Annotated in this window: 12 protein-coding genes; 4 read left to right on the forward strand and 8 right to left on the reverse strand. The window is 37.4% G+C overall.

The genetic code is table 11. The features are described from left to right. Positions 1-97 precede the first annotated feature (97 nt). Positions 98-808, forward strand: coding sequence for a hypothetical protein (locus AsAng_RS17630; RefSeq protein WP_264788408.1), 711 nt, complete (start codon positions 98-100; stop codon positions 806-808). Between the two features lie 458 nt (positions 809-1,266). On the opposite strand, the gene AsAng_RS17635 is transcribed toward AsAng_RS17630, so the two are convergent. The 5 genes from AsAng_RS17635 to AsAng_RS17655 all read right to left on the reverse strand — a co-directional run bounded on the left by AsAng_RS17635 (position 1,267) and on the right by AsAng_RS17655 (position 9,060). Continuing rightward, entirely contained in the window at positions 1,267-1,992 is a 726-nt protein-coding gene (locus AsAng_RS17635) for an FISUMP domain-containing protein (RefSeq protein ID WP_264788409.1), read from the reverse strand. A 168-nt stretch (positions 1,993-2,160) separates the two neighbouring features. Beyond that, on the reverse strand, positions 2,161-2,658 hold the full coding sequence (locus AsAng_RS17640; RefSeq protein WP_264788410.1) for a hypothetical protein: 498 nt from the start codon (positions 2,656-2,658) through the stop codon (positions 2,161-2,163). A gap of 262 nt (positions 2,659-2,920) precedes the next feature. After that, positions 2,921-6,355, reverse strand: a complete 3,435-nt coding sequence (locus tag AsAng_RS17645) for a DEAD/DEAH box helicase family protein (RefSeq protein WP_264788411.1) — start codon at positions 6,353-6,355, stop codon at positions 2,921-2,923. 39 nt (positions 6,356-6,394) lie between these two features. Further along, on the reverse strand, positions 6,395-7,585 hold the full coding sequence (locus AsAng_RS17650) for a restriction endonuclease subunit S (protein WP_264788412.1): 1,191 nt from the start codon (positions 7,583-7,585) through the stop codon (positions 6,395-6,397). Next, positions 7,585-9,060, reverse strand: a complete 1,476-nt coding sequence (locus tag AsAng_RS17655; RefSeq protein WP_264788413.1) for a type I restriction-modification system subunit M — start codon at positions 9,058-9,060, stop codon at positions 7,585-7,587. The genes AsAng_RS17650 and AsAng_RS17655 overlap by 1 nt, the downstream gene beginning before the upstream one ends. 483 nt (positions 9,061-9,543) lie before the next feature. Here AsAng_RS17655 and AsAng_RS17660 point away from each other — a divergent pair, with 483 nt between their 5' ends. Continuing rightward, positions 9,544-10,797 carry a ubiquitin-like protein gene (locus AsAng_RS17660; protein WP_264788414.1) on the forward strand — a complete coding sequence of 418 codons (1,254 nt, stop codon included), beginning with the start codon at positions 9,544-9,546 and terminating at the stop codon, positions 10,795-10,797. A gap of 384 nt (positions 10,798-11,181) precedes the next feature. Here AsAng_RS17660 and AsAng_RS17665 read toward each other — a convergent pair whose 3' ends face one another. Then, on the reverse strand, positions 11,182-14,319 hold the full coding sequence (locus AsAng_RS17665) for a 3-coathanger stack domain-containing protein (protein ID WP_264788415.1): 3,138 nt from the start codon (positions 14,317-14,319) through the stop codon (positions 11,182-11,184). Between the two features lie 4 nt (positions 14,320-14,323). After that, positions 14,324-15,583 carry a hypothetical protein gene (locus tag AsAng_RS17670; RefSeq protein ID WP_264788416.1) on the reverse strand — a complete coding sequence of 420 codons (1,260 nt, stop codon included), beginning with the start codon at positions 15,581-15,583 and terminating at the stop codon, positions 14,324-14,326. 582 nt (positions 15,584-16,165) lie between these two features. On the opposite strand from AsAng_RS17670, the gene AsAng_RS17675 reads away from it, so the two are divergent. Continuing rightward, positions 16,166-19,378, forward strand: a complete 3,213-nt coding sequence (locus tag AsAng_RS17675) for a DUF7619 domain-containing protein (protein WP_264788417.1) — start codon at positions 16,166-16,168, stop codon at positions 19,376-19,378. A gap of 125 nt (positions 19,379-19,503) precedes the next feature. Here AsAng_RS17675 and AsAng_RS17680 read toward each other — a convergent pair whose 3' ends face one another. Continuing rightward, positions 19,504-21,588 (reverse strand): PKD domain-containing protein, encoded by a 2,085-nt coding sequence (locus AsAng_RS17680; protein WP_264788418.1) that lies wholly within the window; start codon positions 21,586-21,588, stop codon positions 19,504-19,506. Positions 21,589-21,849: 261 nt separating this feature from the next. Between AsAng_RS17680 and AsAng_RS17685 the strand changes: the two genes are divergently transcribed. Continuing rightward, a complete protein-coding gene (locus AsAng_RS17685) occupies positions 21,850-22,371 on the forward strand; it encodes a hypothetical protein (protein ID WP_264788419.1) in 522 nt (173 codons plus the stop codon). Positions 22,372-22,467 lie beyond the last annotated feature (96 nt).

Below are 22,467 nucleotides of genomic sequence, written 5' to 3' on the forward strand. Positions count from 1 at the left end.
AATTGTTCTGTTCTGTTTTTATTTCATAAATTTTGCGAAAGAATTCTATTTTCTTAATTTTCATTCAATTTTGATTGTGTTCAGTAAAAATTCAACTATGAATAATAACGAAGTATTAGATATACCTAAAAAAGAAGTTCTGAATATAGATTTAGGATATGAATCTCTTATTATTTCGTTTAGAATTTTAGCCATTTTAGGAGCGAATATTAGTCTAAGCTATTTTCTTAATGGATACATTTATTCAGGTACTCCAAGTTTGGTTTTAAACTCTGCTTTAGAGAACCCTTCTATATATGATTGGTTCTATTTTTTATATGGTTGGTTTTATTTTTTAACTTCAGCTATACTTTTATCTGTTTTTGCTATTTCAAATTTAAGGGCGGCGTGGTTTCCCATTAAAAGTATTCTATCTAAAGAAGATAAAACAATTTATTATAAACTTGCTATTCATACTGTTAGTGTTAGTTTATTTCTTTTTACTTTTTTTATAGGAAATAAAATTCTTGGAAATTATCGGCTAAATATATTGATTGCACTTATTCTGATTAGTCCTTTTTGGGTAATAAGCTATTATAATTCTAGACATTCTAAGTACAGATTTATGCCTTTTCAAAGCTTTATATGTTGTCTTATAGTAAGTTTTGTGATTTACTGGATAAGTAAAGTTAGTCAGCCACAATCAACTTCTGGAACATTATCAGTTTTAGGTCCTGCACTTTATTTTCTTATAATAATTTTTATTTATACCGTTTGGTCAATAGTAACTTATACAGTCCTTAGAAAAAAATTACGAAGTGTGGGATAATATTTTGAATAAAGAGAAATAATAACAATAGGCACTGAAAAGTTATTAAAGAAAACGATATAAAGTTTTAGAATTACCGTATTTAACTGAACATAACTAGTAACTACATACCATTACATATATATATTATTATCCTCTAGTAATTCTTTAAAGGTCATAATACAAGATTTAGAATGGTTAAGATAATAAAACCTGTCCATCTAAGTCCTGATTTCTATAAATTATTGCTGCTGAATTAAGAGGAACGCTTGCCATCTGATTTCAATCTAAATTTGAACGACATTCCTATATATCCTATGCAACCAAGCAACAGACAAAATCTGCGATTTTGCCTATTGTCACATACAACGAAAATTTAGTTTCACTCCTAAAATGTGGGATAATCCTATAGCTCTTATTAGATGCTGTTATGATTTACTTTAATATCTTAAGCTTGGTAGTATCCTATTCGCTTGAAATTAATCTTTTAAACAACGGCATGATAATCCATAAGATTTACTATTAGACCCATAACGATTTACTCCTGTACTTGTATTGGTCAACATTCTCGACCAAGCATCAGGAGTCCCTATTTCAGTAGCCGACCAAAAGGCAGCATTATCTCCAAACAAAATATAAGAACCATTATAAGCACCTGCTGGAAAAGCATTAAAACCAGAACTATCTGTGCCATTGCCTCCACTATTCCAGCCAGTAACAGATTTCATTCCTGTTCCATGTGTTCCTCTATCTTGATTTATTAGGCTTGTATCTGAGGTAGCCATCCCTAAAGAAATTTCAAGTTCATTCCATTCTTCATCCGAAGGCAAATGCCAGCCATTCGGACAAATTCCCTGCACTCCACTTGGGTTAGAAGAACTAGAAGACGCTCCATTCATTACAGTCGTCCAGTCATAAAGACGACCATATGCATCAGTTGGATTAGAAGGATTTAACCATGATCCTCCAACATTATAATTTAAATTTTCTGCCATCCAATATTGGTTACCCAATTGTACGACAGCATATACACTGCTATCTCTAAAATCAGCCATACTTGTATTGTCTGAATTGAGTCCTGTGGTATTGTCGTAACTTACTCCCCCAATGAGAGTTGTATGCTCGGTATTATTTTGAGGATCTTTCTGGCAGCTTGTTATAAATAATATAATTAAACTAAAGAATAGTAGTGCTATTTTATTCATTTTTATTAGTTAATGATCTAAGGTTATGAATTAATTTCCAATTGATGAAAATAAGTATTATTCTGAAATTATTTGAAAAATCTTTACCAAATAGGCTTTTTAAGAGTTTTAGCCATTTCTTCTCAAAAGGTTAGCTTGGGCATATCCTCCTTGTTTTTCCTATTGTTTTTATTTTGTTGATTCCCAATCCTGTCCATCGTATTCTTTCCAAGAACAATTTTCTGGTTCTCTCAAAACACTTTTGGGAATTTCGATAAATTTAGAATTTTCGTCCTCAAATACAATTTCTCCCCCCATAATTAAAGCTCTGCTCAATTCATCATGCATTCTCTCTTTATTTTTAATATGATATTGAATTTGCCCAAGCCTCAAATGTAGAAATGGATTTCCAACTGTGTTTTTGAACCGCATAACAAATCCATAATTGTCTAAAGCATCTTCGAACGCATTTTCTTGAAAGTAAACTTCGCCAATTCGTATAATTAAATACCTGCCTTCTCTTTGCCCTTTTTTGTCATCGGAAAGGGAGTCGTAGATTTTTAATAAGAAATCAACTTTCTTTTCAAGCGCTAAACCAGAGTTTCTAGAAACGGTATCTATTTCATCTAATTTATCTTCAATGGATTTAGGCGTTCTTATATAGCGTTTAAGTTTTTCGTAGTTCATTGTTATAGACTGGTTTTAGAAACTAATTTTGCACTGGGGCAATAAGGCACTGATATTTTCTCTATCCTTTTGATCAATATTACTCCCCTTTAAATTAAGTTTTTTTAAGTTCGTCATATTCCCAATACTCTTTGTGATTTTTCGAATAGAATTTTCTGATAAATCTAATTGGCTAACCCCTTACGAATCTTTTCTGTACTTGAGCTTAAGAGTAATGAACGCATTTTTAATACATTCTCTTCCATTGGTTTTAAGTGTAAATCTAAGCCACCCCACTATTCCCATTAATTCCTTCAATAATGCGAATAATTTTAGCTGCATCTGCGTGGTCAAAGATTCCTGTAATCCCTTGATCGTGCAAATTGGTAAAGGGCGCTTCAAAAAGTAGTTTCTTTTCGATCGTGCCATTTTTGGTTAAGTAAGTGATGATATTTTGAATAAAGGTCATCTGATCGGCACGTAAATTCCCCACTTGCAAAAAATCTGCAAAAGCCTGATTGGCAGCAGCCTCGTCCAAGCCAAGAATACTTCTAACAAATTTGCCCAAGGGCTGTTCGCCATATTCTTTGACAAAATCATCCTTGGTACCTCGATTGGTTCCATCAAAAAGCATTTGCTCCAAAGCATTTAACTCTTCTGAGGTGATGGGTTGATTGGTTGCCAATTTTGAAATGGTGATGTTTTCCTTATTTTCTCGAATAAAGCGCTCTACTCGATTTTTGTAAATAGTCGTTCGATACCCCGTCAACGGTTCTACCACTTTGGTAACAGCTTCGGAGTCTTTTATATCCGTATACATGGGTTTAACCCCAGAAAGCTCTAAAAACTGCACCAACAATCGAATCTCTTCTCGCAATTGATCCAAGCGTTGATGGGTTAAGGCAGCATAAAAATCAGGGTTTTTCATTTGCTCGATCAAAGGCTGTGCTTGCAACACCTGTGGCACGGTGTATTTTCGGCTCAACAATTCGGCAATGTTCATTAGATTTTCATAATATTTTTCCTCCGATGGCTTGCCTAACAATGCGGCCAAGTGCAACTTCAAAACCATCAAATCAAAACGCCTTGCCCGCTCGCTAATCGCCTCAGGCTTGGGCAAATTTGCCAAATGCTCTTTGATAATGTATACATCGTCCGAACTGAGGTTGTTCCAACGTTCTCGTACCTTAAATACATCGACATGGCGCAACTGCATATCCACCTGAAAACGTCGTTCATCCAAGCCCTCAATTGCCCCATGCAATTGATCCAGCAATTTATGCGTCAAGGCAAGATTTTCTTCCGTTCCTGTTTCTTGTAGCAATTGACTTAGGTCCAAACGAGCCTCAAAAATTTGCTGTGTAATGGCTTTTATCGAACTGCTCTCCGCTCCTCTTGGATTCAATTCAAAAAATTCAAAGTTCTGACAAACATCAAAAATTAAGAAATATTCCTTGGGCGCATCTGGTCCAAAAACATCGGGACAAAGGCGAGTTCCCCTTCCTATCATCTGCCAAAACTTAGCATAAGAACGCACGATTTTGAAAAAGACCAAATTCAAAACTCTTGGCGCATCAATTCCTGTATCCATCATATCTACAGAAACCGCAATTTGGGGATTGTTTTCTACTTTGTGATCACAGAATTTTTTAATCAAACTCTGTGCATGCGATACCTTATTGTGTACCATTGCAATAAAACCAGCAGGTGCCTCAGGATAACGTTTGGTAAAACATTCGACAATAAACGCTGCATGTTTTTGATTGACCGCAAAAATAATCGTCCGCCCCAATTTGTCCCCTCCTTCTATCTTTAAGCCCTGTTTCATCAGCTCATCCAATACCTTATTGACCGTGTCTTCATTAAACAGCCATTTGTTCATGGCATTGGCTCGGATTTCTTCAGGATACAAGCCCGTTTTTCGATCGGTAAAGGTCGCTTCGTATTTTTTCTTATCGTCTTCGGATAACTCGCTGTACTTGATGCCTTCTCTTAAAAATTTAGTGGCTACACTAATCGTTTGATAGGGTTTTAGATAAGTGGGAACTGCTGCCTCCAAATCATAATTGAAGGTAGGATCATCATTGCTGCACTCAAACAATTCATAGGTATTGTGATCGATGCTGTCCTTGGGCGTAGCCGTCAAGCCGACAATCATGGCATCAAAATAATCAAAAATTGCCTTGTAGCGATTGTAAACCGAGCGATGTGCCTCATCCACAATAATCAAATCAAAATGCCCCACTCCATAAAAACGTGTTTCATCTGTTCGGGCATGGTCAATGCGATTCATCATGCTTGGATAGGTGCTAAACACCAAACGAGTGGCATCGTCTTCTTTGTCTTCTGACAAATCTATGCTCGTCAAATTCGGCAAATGCTCTTTGAAGCTGTCCTGTGCTTGGCTGACCAAGGCATTTCGATCTGCCAAAAACAACACCCGTTTCACCCAATTGCATCGAAACAGCACATCCACTAGAGCGGCTGCCGTTCTGGTCTTTCCACTGCCTGTTGCCATCACCAACAAACAATGGCGTTTATTACCGCTCAATCCTGTTGCGCCGTCCACCACAAGACTTTCCGTTACTCGTTGAATGGCTTCCAACTGATACGGTCTTCCTACAATATCGGTATTAACAGTAGCCGTTCGAATGTCTAGGCGGCTTTTGCGGCGTTGGATCAACCACTGTAGGGCTTCCTTTTTGTAAAAACCATTAACGGGTCGATCGCTGCTGTAAAAAACATCGTCCCAAAGCATGGTTTCATAGCCATTGGTATAAAAAATCACAGGGCGTTGTCCAAACATCTGCTCCAAGCAATTGGCATACAAAAAGGCTTGATGCCTCCCTGCGTCAGCTTCCACACTGGTTCGTTTGGCTTCGATCAGTGCCAAGGGCAAACCGTTGTCGTCCCAAAGTACATAATCGACAAAACCATTGCCCAAGGGGTTGTCCTTGGTTATTGGCATTCCCTGAACGGGAAACTCCAAATGGTAACCTGATTTTAGTTCGCTCCAACCTGCTTCCAACAAATCAACATCAATGAGATGCTTCCGTGTTTCGGCTTCGGTGTACTCACTGGGCACCTTGGTTTGGCGGGTGGCTTTTTGTGCTTCTATGGCAGCTTTACTGGCGGTAATTTGGGCTTGATAAGCGATCAATGCTTCTTCGCTTTCCTGCGCTTTTTCGTAGGCCGCTGCTTTTTCTGCCAAGAGCTGTTGAATCTGCTCTTCTTGTCGCTTCTGCTCGGCTTCATATTCTGCTTGGATGCGCTTTAACTTTCGTTCTGCTGCGCCAACCTTGGGAATGATGGACTCGTCAAAATGCCCTGGCAACTGTGGTAAGATGCCACTGTATTCGTTGGCAAACCATTTTAAAAAACCAAATAGGTGCTTGATACTGATCAAGGCTTCTGCACTGCTTACTCGCCGACCGTAGTGTACGGCATTGTTGCCTTTTTTGCGAACAATGTACAGCCCTTTTAGATGTACCTGCGGAACCAAGGCTTTAAATTCTTCTTGGTGCATTAGGTTGGCTAGGTCTTGATTGTAAGGCCAGTCCAAATAATGGGTGTTGTAAATCTCATGCACGCATTCTTCCAGTACCAAGCGACAATAACTGGCCGTGGAAACGGGTTCGGTTTTGATGCGCTGCTCGGCCTTGCTCATTTTGTTGTATAAGGAAAGCCATTCGTCTTTTAGAAAGTGGAAGTTGCTCATGTTGGTTTGGTTTATGGTTACTACATCTTGCTGTTTTGCTTATAAATCGCCTTTAAAGGCTTTTTGTAAGAGACAATTAAATAGGTTCTCGGATTCTGCTAAAGCGGCTTGGGCTTGGGCTTTTTGGGCTTCTATGTTTTTTATTTTTTCGGCAAATTGGTTTTGGAGGGTTATGGGGGGGAGGATTATTTCAAATTCTTGTAGTGATTCTTTTGTTATTGCTTCTCTCGTAGCCCCTCCTTTTAGACTAATTCCCAATAATTTACTCTTACAATTAGTAGAAATTAATAAATGACTTAGAAAAATTGAATTTAATTGTCCTTCCACTGGTCGAAGAATCGCTACATGTTGATTTACCCTAGCTGGAAGAATTTCATTAGGAACGATTGTACATCTGCAAACAGAAGCTCCTGTAATATTAAAGAGAACATCTTGTTCTTGAACAATTACATTTTTTAATTTGTTCGCCTGACTATCATCAATAAATGCCAAGTCTTTATATTGAAAATAATTATCATAAACATTCATACTTCTTATTAAAGAAATTCCATTCTTTTTATAAGATTCTTTTCCTCCTTTTGGTGTTGCACCACTTCCTATTTTTGAATTACAATTTTTCAACTTCACCATATCCCACCCCATAGGATTCACCACAGGGTCCCCAAACATATCCAAAAACAAACTCTTTGTCAAGGCATCGTATTCCGCTAGGATTTGCTGATTGAGTTGGCGCAATTGATCGGCTTGGTCTAGGATATTGGCAATGCGTTTTTGCTCTGCTAGTGGAGGGAGGGGGATTTTAGATTCCTTTATTATTCTATCTGATACAGCAGGATAGCTTGCCCCACTTGCTTTATTGGTCATATCTTTAATAAAAAAAGGAGATTGAACCCAATAAAATAGATATTTCGAATTAAGATTTTCCTTAGGTCGTAATACACAATATCCCGTTGAAGCAGTAGCAAACTTATATTGTTTTGATACTAATGCCACTCCATTTAAATTAGGCCGAACAGTAGAAACAAGAACATCATTTACATGAATAAGTTGTCTTGCTCTACTAGGGGCTTCTATTCCTAATAGTCTACAAACCAAACTATCATTAATCTCTTTGGTATTTTTGTCCACTGAACTTAAATCTATATAATCAAATTCATTAGTAGATAAATCTTTTTTAGGATTCCATGTCTGAATTTTTTCAATCTCATCATTAATCTGCACCTTTTCCATCACCCCAACAATTTTTCAAGTTCCACTAAAACAGCCAAACGCTCTTGATCCAAGCCCTTAATCTTTTTAATAATCTCCTTGGGTGGATCATAAGCCACCTCCTCATAGACAATCTCCTTATAGCGATTGATGCTAAGGTCCCAATCGTTTTCCTTGATTTCATCCAAAGGCACCAAAAAACTTTGGTCGGTACGCTTGCGCTCCCCTTCCCCTTCTAGGTGATGAAAACGCTGGATGATGTCGGGAATGTCATTGGCTTCCGTTTCCGTGCGCTTATCGTTGAGCGTATAACCATCTGCCTGCATATCGTAGAACCAAACCTTGTCCGTTCCTCCACTGTTTGTTTTGGTAAAAAAGAGTACCGCCGTGCTCACACCAGCATAAGGCTTAAAGACCCCACTTGGCATAGAAATCACTGCTTCTAGCTTTTGCTGCTCCACAATATTTTGGCGAATCTGCTTGTGTGCTTTTGAGCTGCCAAACAAAACCCCATCAGGGATAATCACCGCACAGCGTCCGCCCACTTTGAGCATGCGCAACATCAAGCCCAAGAAAAGCAGTTCTGTTTTTTTGGTTTTTACCGTCTTAAGAATCGATTCCTCTACAGCATCATAATCCAAGCTTCCTTTAAAGGGTGGATTCGCCAGAATCAAGGTATAGGCATCGTTGATGTCGCCATTTCCTTTGCTTAAGGCATCCTTGCCAATGAGATTTGGGCTTTCAATGCCGTGCAATTGTAGGTTCATTGCCCCAATCCGCAACATGGTGGGATCAAACTCTATCCCATTAAACATTTGACTGTTGTAATGCGCTCGAAAGTCCTTTTCCAAAAACCAATCGGGATGCTGCTCATGCACGTACTCCCCTGCTGCGACCAAAAACCCTGCTGAACCACAAGAAGGGTCACAAATGATTTCTTCCTTGCTGGGCTGCACCATGTCTACCATCATTTTGATGATGTGTCGAGGCGTACGAAACTGCCCATTGGTGCCTGCGGTGGCAATCTTCGACAATAAGTACTCGTACAAGTCGCCTTTGGTGTCTCGATCGTCCATTTGGATTTTGTCGATCATCTGCACCACCTGATCCAATAAGCGAGGCGTAGGAATCATAAAGGTGGCTCCTTTCATGTACTTGGCAAAAACGCCTGCTTTTTCTCCAATCTGCTTCATGTGCTCAAAAACCGTCAAGTCGTCTACTTGTGGCTTGACAAATAAATCAAACATATCTTCTGGTGCTCGGTTCTTAAAATTGGACCAACGCAAACTGGCTTGTGCTTCGGTATACAAAGGGTTTTGCACAGAACTGCCGATCAACACTGCTTTTTTTTCTTCTCTCAATTGCCGCTCGTCCAATCGACGAATAAAGAGCAAAAAGGTAAATTGCTCAATTACGGTCAAGGGATTAGATATTCCTCCTGTCCAAAAGGCTTCCCATATCTTGTCAACTTGTGACTTCAGTTCTCCTGTTATCATGTATGTTTTATTCTGTTTTGGTCTAAATCAGTTTAGTAATTATACTAATAAATATTTATATTTTCTATAAAAGGTTGAGATGCTTTTTTAGTAAGTATTCTGTTTTTCTGTCAATCTCATCGTTTGTTGCTTTTGGTCAAATTCTTGCCTCTGGTAAATCTTTTTTGAAGGGCGAAACTAAAAAAAGCTGCTTAATAATTGGTATTTGGAGGCAGTATATTAAAAAGCACTTAATAATAGCTACTCTACCCGACGGTTTTTAAAATTTAACAGCATGGGCTTTTTCTAGCTCTATCTTAGATATTAGATCTCAATTAAGTTGTAATTGGGATCTAAAAATAGATAGAAACTGCCCCAATTTTAATTTTTGCAAAAATCATCGGGTAGAGAAAATAATAGCACTTTACAGATATATTTTTTATTTTTAATTGAGTTTATAACTCACCCCTAAAGTCCCCCCTTAACCACTCAAATAACATAATTATGACAACAGCATTCAAACAAGCTCTTGAAGAACTTCAACTCAACCTCAATCGTTGGCTACAACTAGCCGATAGCAATTCATTAAAAAGAGATACCGCTTCTAGGTATAAGACACTGTTAACCACCATAGATACTGCACTAAACACCTCCAATAAGCCTTTTCAAGTTTTTGTCAAAAACTATACGGGAAAAACCTATACCTTAGATGTCTCTTCCGATGATTCTGTTCCCGAAATTAAATCCAAGATAGAGGATAAATTAGGGGTTCCTGCAAGCGAACAACGTTTAATTGTTGCGGGTAAACAGCTCGATGATAATAAGTCTGCCAGTGCTTATCAACTTCAAAAAGAATCTACCATTCACGTAGTATTGAGCTTAAAAGGAGGTGATCCTTTTTATGTCTTATGTACTACATTAGGGATTATCGCTATACCAACCATGATTTGGTTAATAGGTAAATGTGGTTCAAGAAAAAAAGCAAAAGATTATTTAGAGGAAAATGCTTCTAACGACGAGGTATTGAACCGACTTAGAAATAAAAATAAAGAGGAGCTTTCTTCAGAAGATGAAACTATTGTAGATAAAAAGGAGAAGCAGAAAGATAAAATTAAGATAGAGACTTTAACGGCAAGTTCTTCTAACGCAAGTGGTAATTTCCCTTCAGAAGAAGAAAAGAAAGAAGAGAAAAAAATGATTAAAGTAAAGGATCTAGGGAGTCCTATGATACTAGCATACTCTCCTAAATTCTTTGATTTTACCAATAAAAAAGCTAGGGAAATAGCTGAAATAATACTCCAAACATTCAAGGATGAAGATCGAGAATTTGACTCTAAGGAAGATATAATTGCCGCTGTTAAGAAACATCCTGACATTCAAAAGGCATTAGGATTAGACAAAGAAATCAAACAATTGCAATCAACAATTGTAGAGGATTGTAGCCGTTATGGTTCTAAACTCGATGCTTTGACGGAATATGATGTAAAACATGGAATCTGGGAACAGATTACAGAAGGGAACAAAATCAGACCTGAAGGAGATTATCAATTAGTGGTTAAGATTAACTCTGAAACGTACAAGTATCATGTCCATGCTCCTAGCTTTCCCAAGCAGCCCCCAATACCAGGAGAAGTAATGACAAAATATGGTATGTCTGGCACTCAAACCTCAAGTGCCGTAATAAAAGCTATTCTTAAATATCATCCTAGACCTGATTGTTGGGATAAAGAAATTGTATTATCTCGAAAGAAAGATTAACGAAATAACAACCTCTACTACAATCCTTGTCTCCTTAGTTTTTCCAACTTATTTGGGGACTAGGATTGTAAGGGGTTAGATTTTCTAGGTTTTACGAATGTTCTGTTTGGGCTAACTTATAGTTAACCTTCCCTCCCCCTAAGCACAGTTGCTCTTTTGGCACGCTCATCAAAGTAATAATGCGAATCAGGGGTAAAATCCCCCTGATCCGCATTGTTTAGTGACTTAAGTAAATTTTAAGCTTTAAATTTGAGTACAGGACAAACCCAACTTGCTGGCTGACGAGCAAAGCGAACAAGTATGCTTGGTATAGCATACCAAAGGGTTAGCAGGATTTAAAATTCAAATCATCACTAAGTCCTGTATAGCAATACATTTTAGGCGCTACTCTTTGATAATTTTATTATAGAGAAGCTCATCCCCTGACTTAAATAAGATAAGGTACATTCCGCTGGGTTGATCGCCTAGGTCAATTTCTATTTTTTCCACAGCATTATTTACAGATTCCCAAATTATTTTTCCTGTTAGATCAACTACTTGTAACGAGTAATTTTTTTCTCTATCTTTTAAATCTACTTCTACTACAAATAGCCCAGCACTAGGATTAGGATAGGTTTTTATTCCTAAATTTGTTGATTCTGTTGCTTTAATTTCCTCTTGAGGACTGGTACCATTTGAATTATCCAAGCGTTCAAAACTATTTCCAGGCTTATCGCAACGGTGAATAAACGCATGAAAAGTAGAATTAGGTCGAGCGTTAAAACCTGGTTTTAAATGAATAAAAGAACCTCCTCGATAACGAACGTCCAAAGATGGATTTACTGTTGCGGTAGAATTGATGTAATATAGAGCTTCTAAATATTTATCTGAAGTATACGTACCTGTTTCATTAAAACTCGGTTCATCAGGGCAATGCAACTCATGTTCCCATACTCCTCTTCCCATAAAACTCATTCTCACTCGATTGACATCATAAGCAATTTCCATCCCAGAAGTTCGAACATAAGGTAAATTAGTTCCAAATTTTTGCCAATAAGCGCCCGATTCAATCAAATTATTATTGATATAATATGCCCCTCTTCTTGTTGCAAAATACATCCCTCCATTTGAGCCTTGTTCTATTGACAATACTTCGTGTGAAGTGTTACTTCCTCCTGTGCTAATTGGAGGTAAATTAAAGGTATAATCCATACAGTTTGCTCCAGTACTACAATCTACTGCTGAAGGTACAGAATAATCCATTTTGAATATAATTTCTTCGCCACAGCCATTGTTGTTAAATGCTGGACTACTACTTACTCCTGTTGTGTGTACAACGTAAACAATGTCAGGATTTTCAGGATCTACTTCTATATCAGCAATCCACAAATTGGTATGTGGCAGTGGCAACTGCTCCCATGAATTAATAACAGTAGCCGCATCTTCATTCAGTTTTTGGGTTCTAAATAATCTCCAAATACTAGGACTATTGGGGGGCTGTTCTAGCACAGTAACATACAAATAATTATCATTCGTTCGAGCTTCTTCAATTTCTGTAACGTGCCAATTGGCTGTAATCCCGAATAAATCAGGGTGATTATGAAAGTCCGTAATATAATGATAACTAGCACCATGATTAAATGAGCGCCTAACATTGGCTCCAAAAACTCCTGAGACAGTATTAGAATGTGCCCAAAAAATAGTTGCGGGATCATGTGCATGTTGCCCCATACTGGCTTCCCATCCTGCTTGACTTGCTTGAAAAGAAAAGCTATTCGCTAAACCAGCATTGTCTGAATAAGCTTGTGCTCCATTGCCACTTGATCCACCCTGTGTATTCGCCCAGACATGTGTTGGGTCAGTTCGGTCAATCATGGGGCTTACTCCATCTCCACCATATATAGTGTGCCATTCAGGATCCCATCCATCATAATGATTGGTTGTTGTGATAGAAGAACCATCGTGATAGGTTGCAATAATGAGTTTGGAAGCATCCGTTCGAGCAGTCATCATATCCAATACCTCTGCGACGGCAAGACCATCTGTTTTGGTCTCCCAATTTACGCCTTTATTAATTGACCTAGCAACGCCCCCGTGATTACACATCCATATTTCATTCGGATTGGAAGGATGGCTTACAAAATCTTCTAAGTCTACATGGTATTCATATTTATTAGCATTACCAGAAGTATAGGTCGTTACCGTTCCATTTTCATAAACTTTGTATCGATCTCCATTGGAGTAATAAATAAGATTTTCATTAAAAGGTGATATTCCAAAGGCATGACCTGAGCCAAAACTAATACTTGAACTTGCGGTTAATGTTGACCAAGTACTTGTATTAACATTGTATCGATGAATTCCAGCAGGAGAGCCATCGTATAAAAGTGTCACAAGATTTCTATTAGCCTTTGTCATTTCAATTGTCAAATGATCTAAATCATCAATGCTAGATGGCGTTACGATTTCTGACCATGTACTCCCTCCATCATTAGATTTCATTAGCCTCCAAACATATTTTTTTATAATCTCCCCACTAACTGTTTTTTTACCACAAAAATGTACAGCAGCATATAAGTCTTGAATAGAACTTCCTGGGCTAGAAGGGTTGACGGGACGGAAGTCTAAATCGTATACTCGATGATCTAAACCTGAAAAATCAAAAGTGGGATAAGCACTCGTTACCGAAGCTGGAGCAGTAATATTTAAGCGTGTCCAAGTAACACTTGCAGATAAAACATTTGTACTTTTGTAAAGTCCGTAATGTGTATTTGTATAAGCAATATTGGGATCAATTAGATCGAATTTCACACCAAATAAAGCGTTGTATAACCAATTGAATTGCAATTGGCTTCCAATTCTTTCCCAGTTTGCTCCCTGATCTACTGTTCTGTAAATTCCACCAGTATAGCCTATTGATCCCGCTTCTCCATTGTTATTACTGACAGAAGTTGCCAACCAAATATTAGGATTAGAAGGATGAATATCAGCAGAACTACAACCTGGTTGCGGCCAGCGGTCGCTTCCTGATTGAATCCAATCGTTTCCCCCATTGGTCGTATAAAACAAACCTCCAGAAAGCGAAGTAGCTAACATAACTAGTGCATTAGAAGGCGCAAAAATCAATTGCTCTGTTGGACCAATACCTTTTGCTGATCCCCCATTAGAAGAGAAGACATAAGGACCTGTTGGTTGCTCTGTTGGACCAATTTCCTTCCACGGATTTAAATCGATCACACCAGGATTACAATCAGGGTTGGTATGAAAAAACATCTTTTTCTCATATTCCCAAAATTGATTAAACGAACCATGGATTGCGATCCTTGGACCCCATTTTGCTTTCCATCGTTGAAACTGGTTGTATTCACTTCCTTCCCCTTCCAATTGGCTTGGTCGTAACCCTTTAAAGTAACGGTCTTTTTCTTGTACAATGTCCTTATAGCTTTTCGTCTGCATTTCATCTGGTGAAACAACCTGAGCGGAAACAAAACATGGAATGGCGATACACAATACAAGAAATGCATATTTTATTAATTTATCCATGAGTTTATTGTTTAGATTTTAAAAGCTCTAATTCTTTTTGCATTTGCTCGATTAATTCTTGCTGTTTAATGGTATAAAGTGTCAATTCTTCAATCTTTTGAAGCAATGTTGCATCCATTTCCGCCATATTAATTCCATTTTTCACAACATCCGAAGCACTTGGTACATCTGGCAAATGTTTATTTTCATCAATAAACGCTTTAACCTCTTTTAATGGTTTTAATTTATAATCTATGTCAAATACAAAATCTGCCCAATCTGCTGTACTTCTCAACGCTACTTTTACTTGTTCGCACAAAATTCCATCATCTACAAATAGTTTATAACCAGGAACAAATTCTGAAGGGTTAACGCCTATACCAACCTGCCCAGCATCGCTAATAAACATTTGATAGTTTTTAAGTCCTGCATTTGAACCAAAAGGCTTCCAAAAATTTAAACCTCCTAGAGAGCCAGTCTCATTGGTCGAAAGATACTCAATTCCATATTGACCATATACAGAAGAAGAATGCTTATCAAAAAGTATGGATGCCTGACTTCCATCAAACAATGCAAATCCGTCTGCAACATGTAGTTTCACATACTGCTCTAATACATCTGTTGCGATTCCAACTCCTCCTTTATTGCCATCAAAATGAAAAATTGTGTTTGCCGTAGGGCTTCCTGGGTTTACAAAACTTGGATCGGCACAGTTGATATAAAGATCCCCACTAGTATTCGAAGCATAAATATGATTTTCTGGTGTCAGACCTCCTCCAAGGTTTATTTCATCAATGTAAATAGAGTTGTTTCCAACTTTTATAAAATCAGTTGCATACAAGGAGCTAAATAGATTGGATTGATTAGCTGCTGTTGTTTGTACCGTTCCATCTGGAAATACAAAACCTCCGCTAAGAGATTGTATCTTTCCTTGTACACTCAATGGATGAATAGGATTATTGGTGCCAACTCCTACAAAACCATCCTTGCTTAATCGCATACCTTCTCTTCCATTGACAAAAAAGCTTAGATGACCTCTTTCTCTTAGGTTAAATGAGATGTTATTATCCAATAACTCCATCAAAAAGCCTCCATTAGAAGAAATACTGTTTTGTACTATTATTTGTACCGCTCTGTTACTAGGTTCTTTAATTTCTAAATGACCATTAGGGGCTGTCGTTCCGATTCCAGCATATCCATTAGAAGGAAAGGTATTTTGAGAAAAGCCTGTAAGAGACAAGGTGCTAAATATCGCCAAAGGAGCAATAATTTGTTTAAGATTCATAATTTGGTTTTAATTTGATTTGATAAAATATAAGCGTATTAAAAATATCAAGTTATTTATAGTTTGGGATGACTTAACTTATTTCTCTACCCGATGATTTTTGTAAAAATTAAAATCAAGACAGCTTTTATTTATTTTTAGATCGCTTTGCTCTTCGAAATTAGATATTAGATCCCAATTAAGTTGTAATTGGGATCTAATATCTAAGAGTGAAACGATCTAGGGTCTAAGCATTTTGTTAAATTTTTAAAACCGTCGGGTAGAGTATTAACTTATTATAAAATTGCACCAAATAAGAAAAGTACATATAACCATTTTTTTTCTTTTTTTACATTCCTAAAATCAAAACAACATCATAATTAATTGAAAATCTTTTACTTATAGAATTACAAAATCTTTTTTTTACGAAACAATCTTTATCAAAACTAATCCTTGGGTCATCAATCGCAATCCTTGGTAAATAAACATTTTCGTTCTTCAACACTTTACCTGTTTCTAACTAACCTACTATGGTTCTCTCCTCTATTTCAGATAAATTGGTTAATTTAGCCCCCCTAAAACAAACGATAAAAATCAAAACTCATGAAACTTTTAAAATCAGCGCACTACTGCGCATTGCTTTTCCTATTGCTATTTTCAAAAACGGCTAGTCTTGCACAAGAGGTTAACATCGAATGGACTGCGACCATTGGCAACATCCACCAATTCTCAGACCGAACAGAAAGCATTGTCTCGGATGAACATGGAGACATTTATGTCTTGGGTATGTTTCAAGATACGGTAGATTTTGATCCTCATATTGGTGTTCATAACTTAACGGCTTCAAATAGATCATTATTCATACAAAAAATCAATGAGCAGGGGCAACTTATTTGGGTAAAGAAATTTGAAGGAACGGGTCGTGCTTGGGGATTTGATCTTGTTGCAGATCAACAAGGAAGTATTTATATTTTAGGGGAATTTAGGGGCACCGTTGACTTTGATATAGGATCAGGTATTTTTAATTTAACTTCGATAGGGACGGATGCAGATATATTTTTTGCGAAACTTGATTTAAATGGCAATTTATCTTGGGTTAAACATATCATTGGCAATGATTTTCTCACAGCGAGTGCCATCGATGTTGACAACAACGGCAATGTCTACATTGGCGGTGCTTTTCAAGGAACCGCAGATTTTGACCCTGGACCAGGCACCGCTAATATGACCCCTGCTGTTCCATCTTCCTATGAATCTTTTGCTGCAAAATATGATGCAAATGGTCATTTGGTCTGGGCAAAATCCTATGGGGGGTACACTTCAGATGAACTCAATGATTTAACCGTTGATAATAATGGTAATGTACTAGCCACTGGATATTTTAATACCACGGCAGATTTTGACCCTGGTGTTGGCACCTACCATTTAACTTCTGAGGGCAATTCGGATATATATATTCTAAAACTCGATACCAATGGTAATTTTGTTTGGGCCTCTTCTCTTGGCACTAATTCTGATGACCAAGGGCTGGCTTTGGTTACGGATGCAGCCAACAATGTTTACATAACAGGAATGGCAAAACTTACCCTACATGATATTGATCCTGGACCTGGGATGCATCCCGTTTTTGGACATGGCGGAGAAGAGTGTTTCCTTTTAAAATTAGATGCTGCGGGGAATTTTAGTTGGGGAAAAGTAATTGGAGGGCCTAACGATGACAAAGGGATTTCCATGGCAATTGATGCCTTTGATAATATTTATTTATCGGGCATCTTTCAAGATAGTATGGAGGTTATTGTTGGTCTTGATACGAATAAATTGCACGTCTTTTCGCAAGGTATTTACGATGATGATGGCTTTATCCTTAAACTAAATACTAGTGGCGATATAATCTGGGGAAAATCTGTTGGCGCTCATGTGGCTCATACCGATTCTGAAAATAATATCTGTATTGACAACAAAGCTAATGTCTACTTGGCAAGCAGTTTTTGGGGACCTTCTAGCTTTACCCCACTAGGTGGACACCAGTCGACACCACATGGAGGATGGGATATTTTTTTAATGAAATTGAATCAGGATAATCTAGTCGGTAGCTGTTTTCTCGATTTGAATCAGAACTGCCAAAAAGAAAGCCATGAAATTGGTTTAGAAGGTCGTCGTTTAATCATCAACCCTGGAAATATCATTGTTCAAACCAATCGTTCTGGTCTTTGGTCTGCCGATGAGTTGCCTGCGGGAAATTATACCATCGTAGCCGATACCACGGGAGGATGGAGTACAACTTGCCTTACAGCACAACCTTTTACCGTAGTGAGTCCAGATGCTTATACCATCGTTCCTGAAATGGGTTTTGTTGCCAATTATCCCTGCCCTGCTCCCAATATATCCCTGTTTGCTCCTACCCTTAGACCAGGATTTTCCAATCAATCCGTTTTTGTTCGGGTTTGCAATGATTATAACGGTACGGATTCTTTGCAGAACAACTACGTTGTTGTAACGCTACACGATTCGCTTACCGTTCAATCGGCAACAGTTCCTTATACCAATCTGGGGAATAACTCTTTTCAAGTAGATATTGGAGACCTAAAACCTGGGGAATGTGAGCAGTTTCACTTTCGTTGTATCCTTAGTGCAAATACGACGCTTGGTTCTAGTTTGTGTATGAATGCTCAATTGTTTCCTGTGGATTCTTGTGCGTTAGATTCTATTCCAACAGCTACTCCAGATAGTATTTCACCTTGTCTAACGCCCTATGATTGGTCGCATCTAGTCATTCGACCAGAATGCAACAATGATACGATTATTTTTACCATTATCAATACTGGTGATGGGGATATGACCTGCTTTTCGCAAGTGCGTTTATTTATAGATGGGCAATATATTTGGCTGGACTCTGTCCAACTGCAAAGCGGACAATCCCAACAATTTATTTTTCCTGGCGATGGAAGAACATGGCGTTTGGAAGTAGATCAACATCCATTTCATCCTGGCACTTCTCTACCCTCTGCGACCATAGAACTTTGTGGTGATGGTTCCAACTGGACGCCTGATTTAGTGAATATTTTACCTCAAAATGATGCCGACCCTATTATTGATATTTTTTGTGGAGTAGTCCAAGGTAGTTATGATCCCAATGATAAGAGAGGATTCCCATTAGGCGTAGGACCAACCCACGATATTCTTCCTGGACAAGACTTGGAATATGTCATCCGCTTCCAAAATACAGGAACAGATACCGCTTTTAATATCGTCATTTTGGATACCCTTTCGAGTCACTTTGATCTATTGTCGGTACAATCGGGTGTATCCAGCGACGATTACAGCTTTGAACTATTGGGCAACGGTGTCCTAAAATGGACTTTTTCCAACATCATGCTTCCTGACAGCAATGTCAATGAACCCTTGAGTCATGGTTTTGTGACCTTTAAAGTGGCACAGGCTCCCAATCTTCCTAATGGAACTGTTTTGTTAAACAAAGCTGCTATCTATTTTGATTTTAATCTTCCAATTATTACCAATTCAGCCCATCACACCATCCATAAAAAGGTTTTTACAATAAATGTTGATCAAGTTGCTTCTCCAACCTCAATGATTCGCATTTTTCCTAATCCAACTACTGGAATATTAAACATTGACTATCCATCTTCTCAGTCCTACCAAATCGTTCTTTACGATAACCTTGGAAGGATTTTATTGAGCAAAAAAGCAGAACAGCAACAAACAGAACTCGATATTTCGGAGATAAATCCAGGGATTTATTTTGTCACCATCTATAATCAGGAAAAATCTATTGTTCGCAAGATAATCAAAAATTAAGCTTCGCTTTTTCTGTATTGGATAAGCATTGATCTAAAAACAAAAAGCCTCTAAAGGAAATAACCTTTAGGGGCTTCTCTAAAACGCCTTGATGGACAGTGTATTTAAAACACGATCCCCAGTTGTTATTCTTCGCAGACTAAAGTTTGAACATAACCATTAACAACCAAGTCTGGTCCATAACTACAAAAATGTGTAAAATCGCAAGTTCCTTTAAAGGCAAAATTATCTTCAGAAGGCCAATAATTGCCGTATTCAAATCTTCTTTCTGTTCCTGTATTGGTAAGGTCTTGATAGTTATTCCAAGCCAACTGGCATTCACCACTAATTAATTTTGGGCAATGATTAGACCCTACATCAACATCGTGATTGGCTTTCACTTTTTTCATTTTTCCTTTAGCATTTCTTTTGTATAAGCTTTGCTGCCCTCCCACTCTTTTGAGCACTCTTCCTCTTATAATATCTTTGTATTTAAACTCATAATAATTGGATCCAACTGTATAAGGAAGTTCTTTATCTTTTTCCTTGGCTTTCTTGTCGCAACAACCTGAAACAGGTGTGGCAACATCTGTCAACGTTATATCCTCAGTATAAAAGACAGAAAAGCAACCATCGTCCCAAGTTGCTTCAACTTGTACATAGTATTTTCCAATTCCACCAGCATCATAATCTATATTGTCATTGACAGAATTTATTGTCGCCACCAAATTATAGCTAACACCACCATTGGTTGTCTTGTACACCTTATAGACATAACTAAAAACTTCGTTTCCAGGCAGTGCAGGGGTAACATCTGGATTGGCATAAATGGTAAAAATATAGTCATTGGTATTATAATCGACAATCGAAGGGAAAATTTCGCAATCCAAATTCCCACCTCTCATACGTGGTTCCTGTATTGTAATTTCTGTTTTGTGTCTGTGCCAACAACCACAATCGGTACTAAATGAAGTCAAAATAACATTGTAAGTTCCATAGGCAGAATAAGTATGAACAGGATTGGTCAAAAAGCTTCCTGTACCATCTCCAAAATCCCAATACTGGTGAACAGCAGTAGGGTCAGGCACATTTGTAAAATTCGTTGTATTGTCAAATTGAACAGATTTGTCATTGGCTAGTGTGTACAAATTGGCAATATAATTCGACTTAGGGCAGGTTTCAATAATATTGATTGTTTGAAGCGCTGTATTGTAATTAATATCTGTACTTGGATCCGTTCCAATCGGGTCAAACTCTTGGGGATTATAAGCAGCATAAGCAGTAGGAATACTTTGGTTAATGGTTGTCATACTAATTCCCTGAGCAGTTTCTGAGAGCGTTGGAATCGTTACATTTCCATTTCCGTCCACAGCTTGCAAATCATTATAAGCAACATTCATAGATGCCTTGAACATAATTTCTTTGCAATCGGTATATGCCTTTAAAAGATGCCCATCAATATAAACTTCGTATTTTTCATTTCTTATCAATCGCTCAAAATCAGTTTTAAGGACGCAGTCGTCAAAACGTCGATCGGTAACACTCATTCCAGCATTTAAATCCTGAATGTTTTTATTGACCATATATTCATACGTTGACTTATACGTAGGAAATAGCTTCAAAAAGTCTTCATAAACATAATCCATTCGATCCAAAAGATCATCGTCTGCTTCCAAAATACCTGTCTTATCTGCCATTGATAAGTTCGTCATTCCCGTTACTTTTTCTCTAACATCGTAAGAAAATGGCACATTGGTTCTCAAAATAGTTGTGACAAAGGTATTGGGGAAATTTACTTGTCGATGAACATCAAGCATTTTTTCTAGTACAACATCGCTAAGGGGATGTGAATTTTCCAACAAAAGTTGCAAGTTTTGCAAATTAACGCCATTGTTACTTGACTGGCTTCCCGATGCAAATCCATGAGTAAGCACCTTTTCTAATTCTGTTATAATTTGAGTGGTATTTCCTCTATCGTACGGATTCTGATTGCTTAAATATTCCTGTAATCGATAGACATCGTCCAGTGAATTAAAGACCAATACATCGTGTTGGGCATTATAACTAACAATAGATTGTAGATCGTTGTGATTAAGTCTAAAGCCAGAGGAACTTTCTTTCGTTGATGTTTTAGAAGCATTTAGATGTTCTTCTAAGTTGGCTTCTTTGGAGCAAGCCCAAATCCCGAAAATTGTCACCATAGCGACAATTAGATACATTACATTTTTCATAAACTTCGTTTTGATTATTGTTTTTCTACTTTCAAAGAAAGGAAGAATAACCAAACGATTTAGAGCTAATCCATATTTGTAGTTATTGAGTATTTATTCGTCTAAATTTAACCTTTTCTTCTTTTTTAATGTGGAACGATTAGGGGCTAAAATCAACAACATTTTTAAGCAACGTTTATTGTGTTAATAAGAAAAATCATATATTCATATCTCCTTTAGTATGAAAACAATTTTATAACCCTACAACATGTTATTATCAAAATGGAAAATCACATTCTTGATGAAAATTTCAAAAATTCCATCAACCAAAAAGAAGTTGACATCATAAACATTAACAAATTTACGATTCTATACCTCTTAAGTTTTGGTTTATATGGCTTTTGGTGGACCTACAAAGTTTGGCGCTTTTTTAAAGAAAAAGATGAATTAGATATTATTCCAGGAGCTCGTGCCTTTTTTTCTATATTATTCCTCCATGCTCTTTTTGAGAACATTCAAAAATATGCTAAGTCCAATCATTATACAGAAACCTATTCGAGTACGATCTTGTTTATCGCTTTTGTAGCCATTAATATGCTAAGCCGCTTACCCGATCCCTTTTGGTTGGTATCGTTGCTAGGATTTATTCCCTTTATGCCTCCACTAAAAGCTTATAATTATAGCGTACAAAATTCGGACGACTACAGAGCTATTGAAAAAGAAGGATTCAACTCTAGACAACTTATTGTCCTCCTTTTAGGGCTTATTTTGTGGATGTTAATTCTTGTTGGTATATTTATGTAGGGCTTCTGAAAATCAGAAAACTATTGCTCTCTGTTTTTCCCTTCCAATGCACTTTATTATAGATAAAAATCGTTCTAGTATTGTGGGTGTTTCCTT

Origin of the sequence: Aureispira anguillae, from assembly GCF_026000115.1 — a bacterium.
GTDB lineage: Bacteria > Bacteroidota > Bacteroidia > Chitinophagales > Saprospiraceae > Aureispira > Aureispira anguillae.

Coding starts and splice junctions, on each gene's coding strand:
- AsAng_RS17630 (WP_264788408.1), top strand. CDS start 98: ATGAATAATAACGAAGTATTAGATATACCTAAAAAAGAAGTTCTGAAT.
- AsAng_RS17635 (WP_264788409.1), bottom strand. CDS start 1,992: ATGAATAAAATAGCACTACTATTCTTTAGTTTAATTATATTATTTATA.
- AsAng_RS17640 (WP_264788410.1), bottom strand. CDS start 2,658: ATGAACTACGAAAAACTTAAACGCTATATAAGAACGCCTAAATCCATT.
- AsAng_RS17645 (WP_264788411.1), bottom strand. CDS start 6,355: ATGAGCAACTTCCACTTTCTAAAAGACGAATGGCTTTCCTTATACAAC.
- AsAng_RS17650 (WP_264788412.1), bottom strand. CDS start 7,585: ATGGAAAAGGTGCAGATTAATGATGAGATTGAAAAAATTCAGACATGG.
- AsAng_RS17655 (WP_264788413.1), bottom strand. CDS start 9,060: ATGATAACAGGAGAACTGAAGTCACAAGTTGACAAGATATGGGAAGCC.
- AsAng_RS17660 (WP_264788414.1), top strand. CDS start 9,544: ATGACAACAGCATTCAAACAAGCTCTTGAAGAACTTCAACTCAACCTC.
- AsAng_RS17665 (WP_264788415.1), bottom strand. CDS start 14,319: ATGGATAAATTAATAAAATATGCATTTCTTGTATTGTGTATCGCCATT.
- AsAng_RS17670 (WP_264788416.1), bottom strand. CDS start 15,583: ATGAATCTTAAACAAATTATTGCTCCTTTGGCGATATTTAGCACCTTG.
- AsAng_RS17675 (WP_264788417.1), top strand. CDS start 16,166: ATGAAACTTTTAAAATCAGCGCACTACTGCGCATTGCTTTTCCTATTG.
- AsAng_RS17680 (WP_264788418.1), bottom strand. CDS start 21,588: ATGAAAAATGTAATGTATCTAATTGTCGCTATGGTGACAATTTTCGGG.
- AsAng_RS17685 (WP_264788419.1), top strand. CDS start 21,850: ATGGAAAATCACATTCTTGATGAAAATTTCAAAAATTCCATCAACCAA.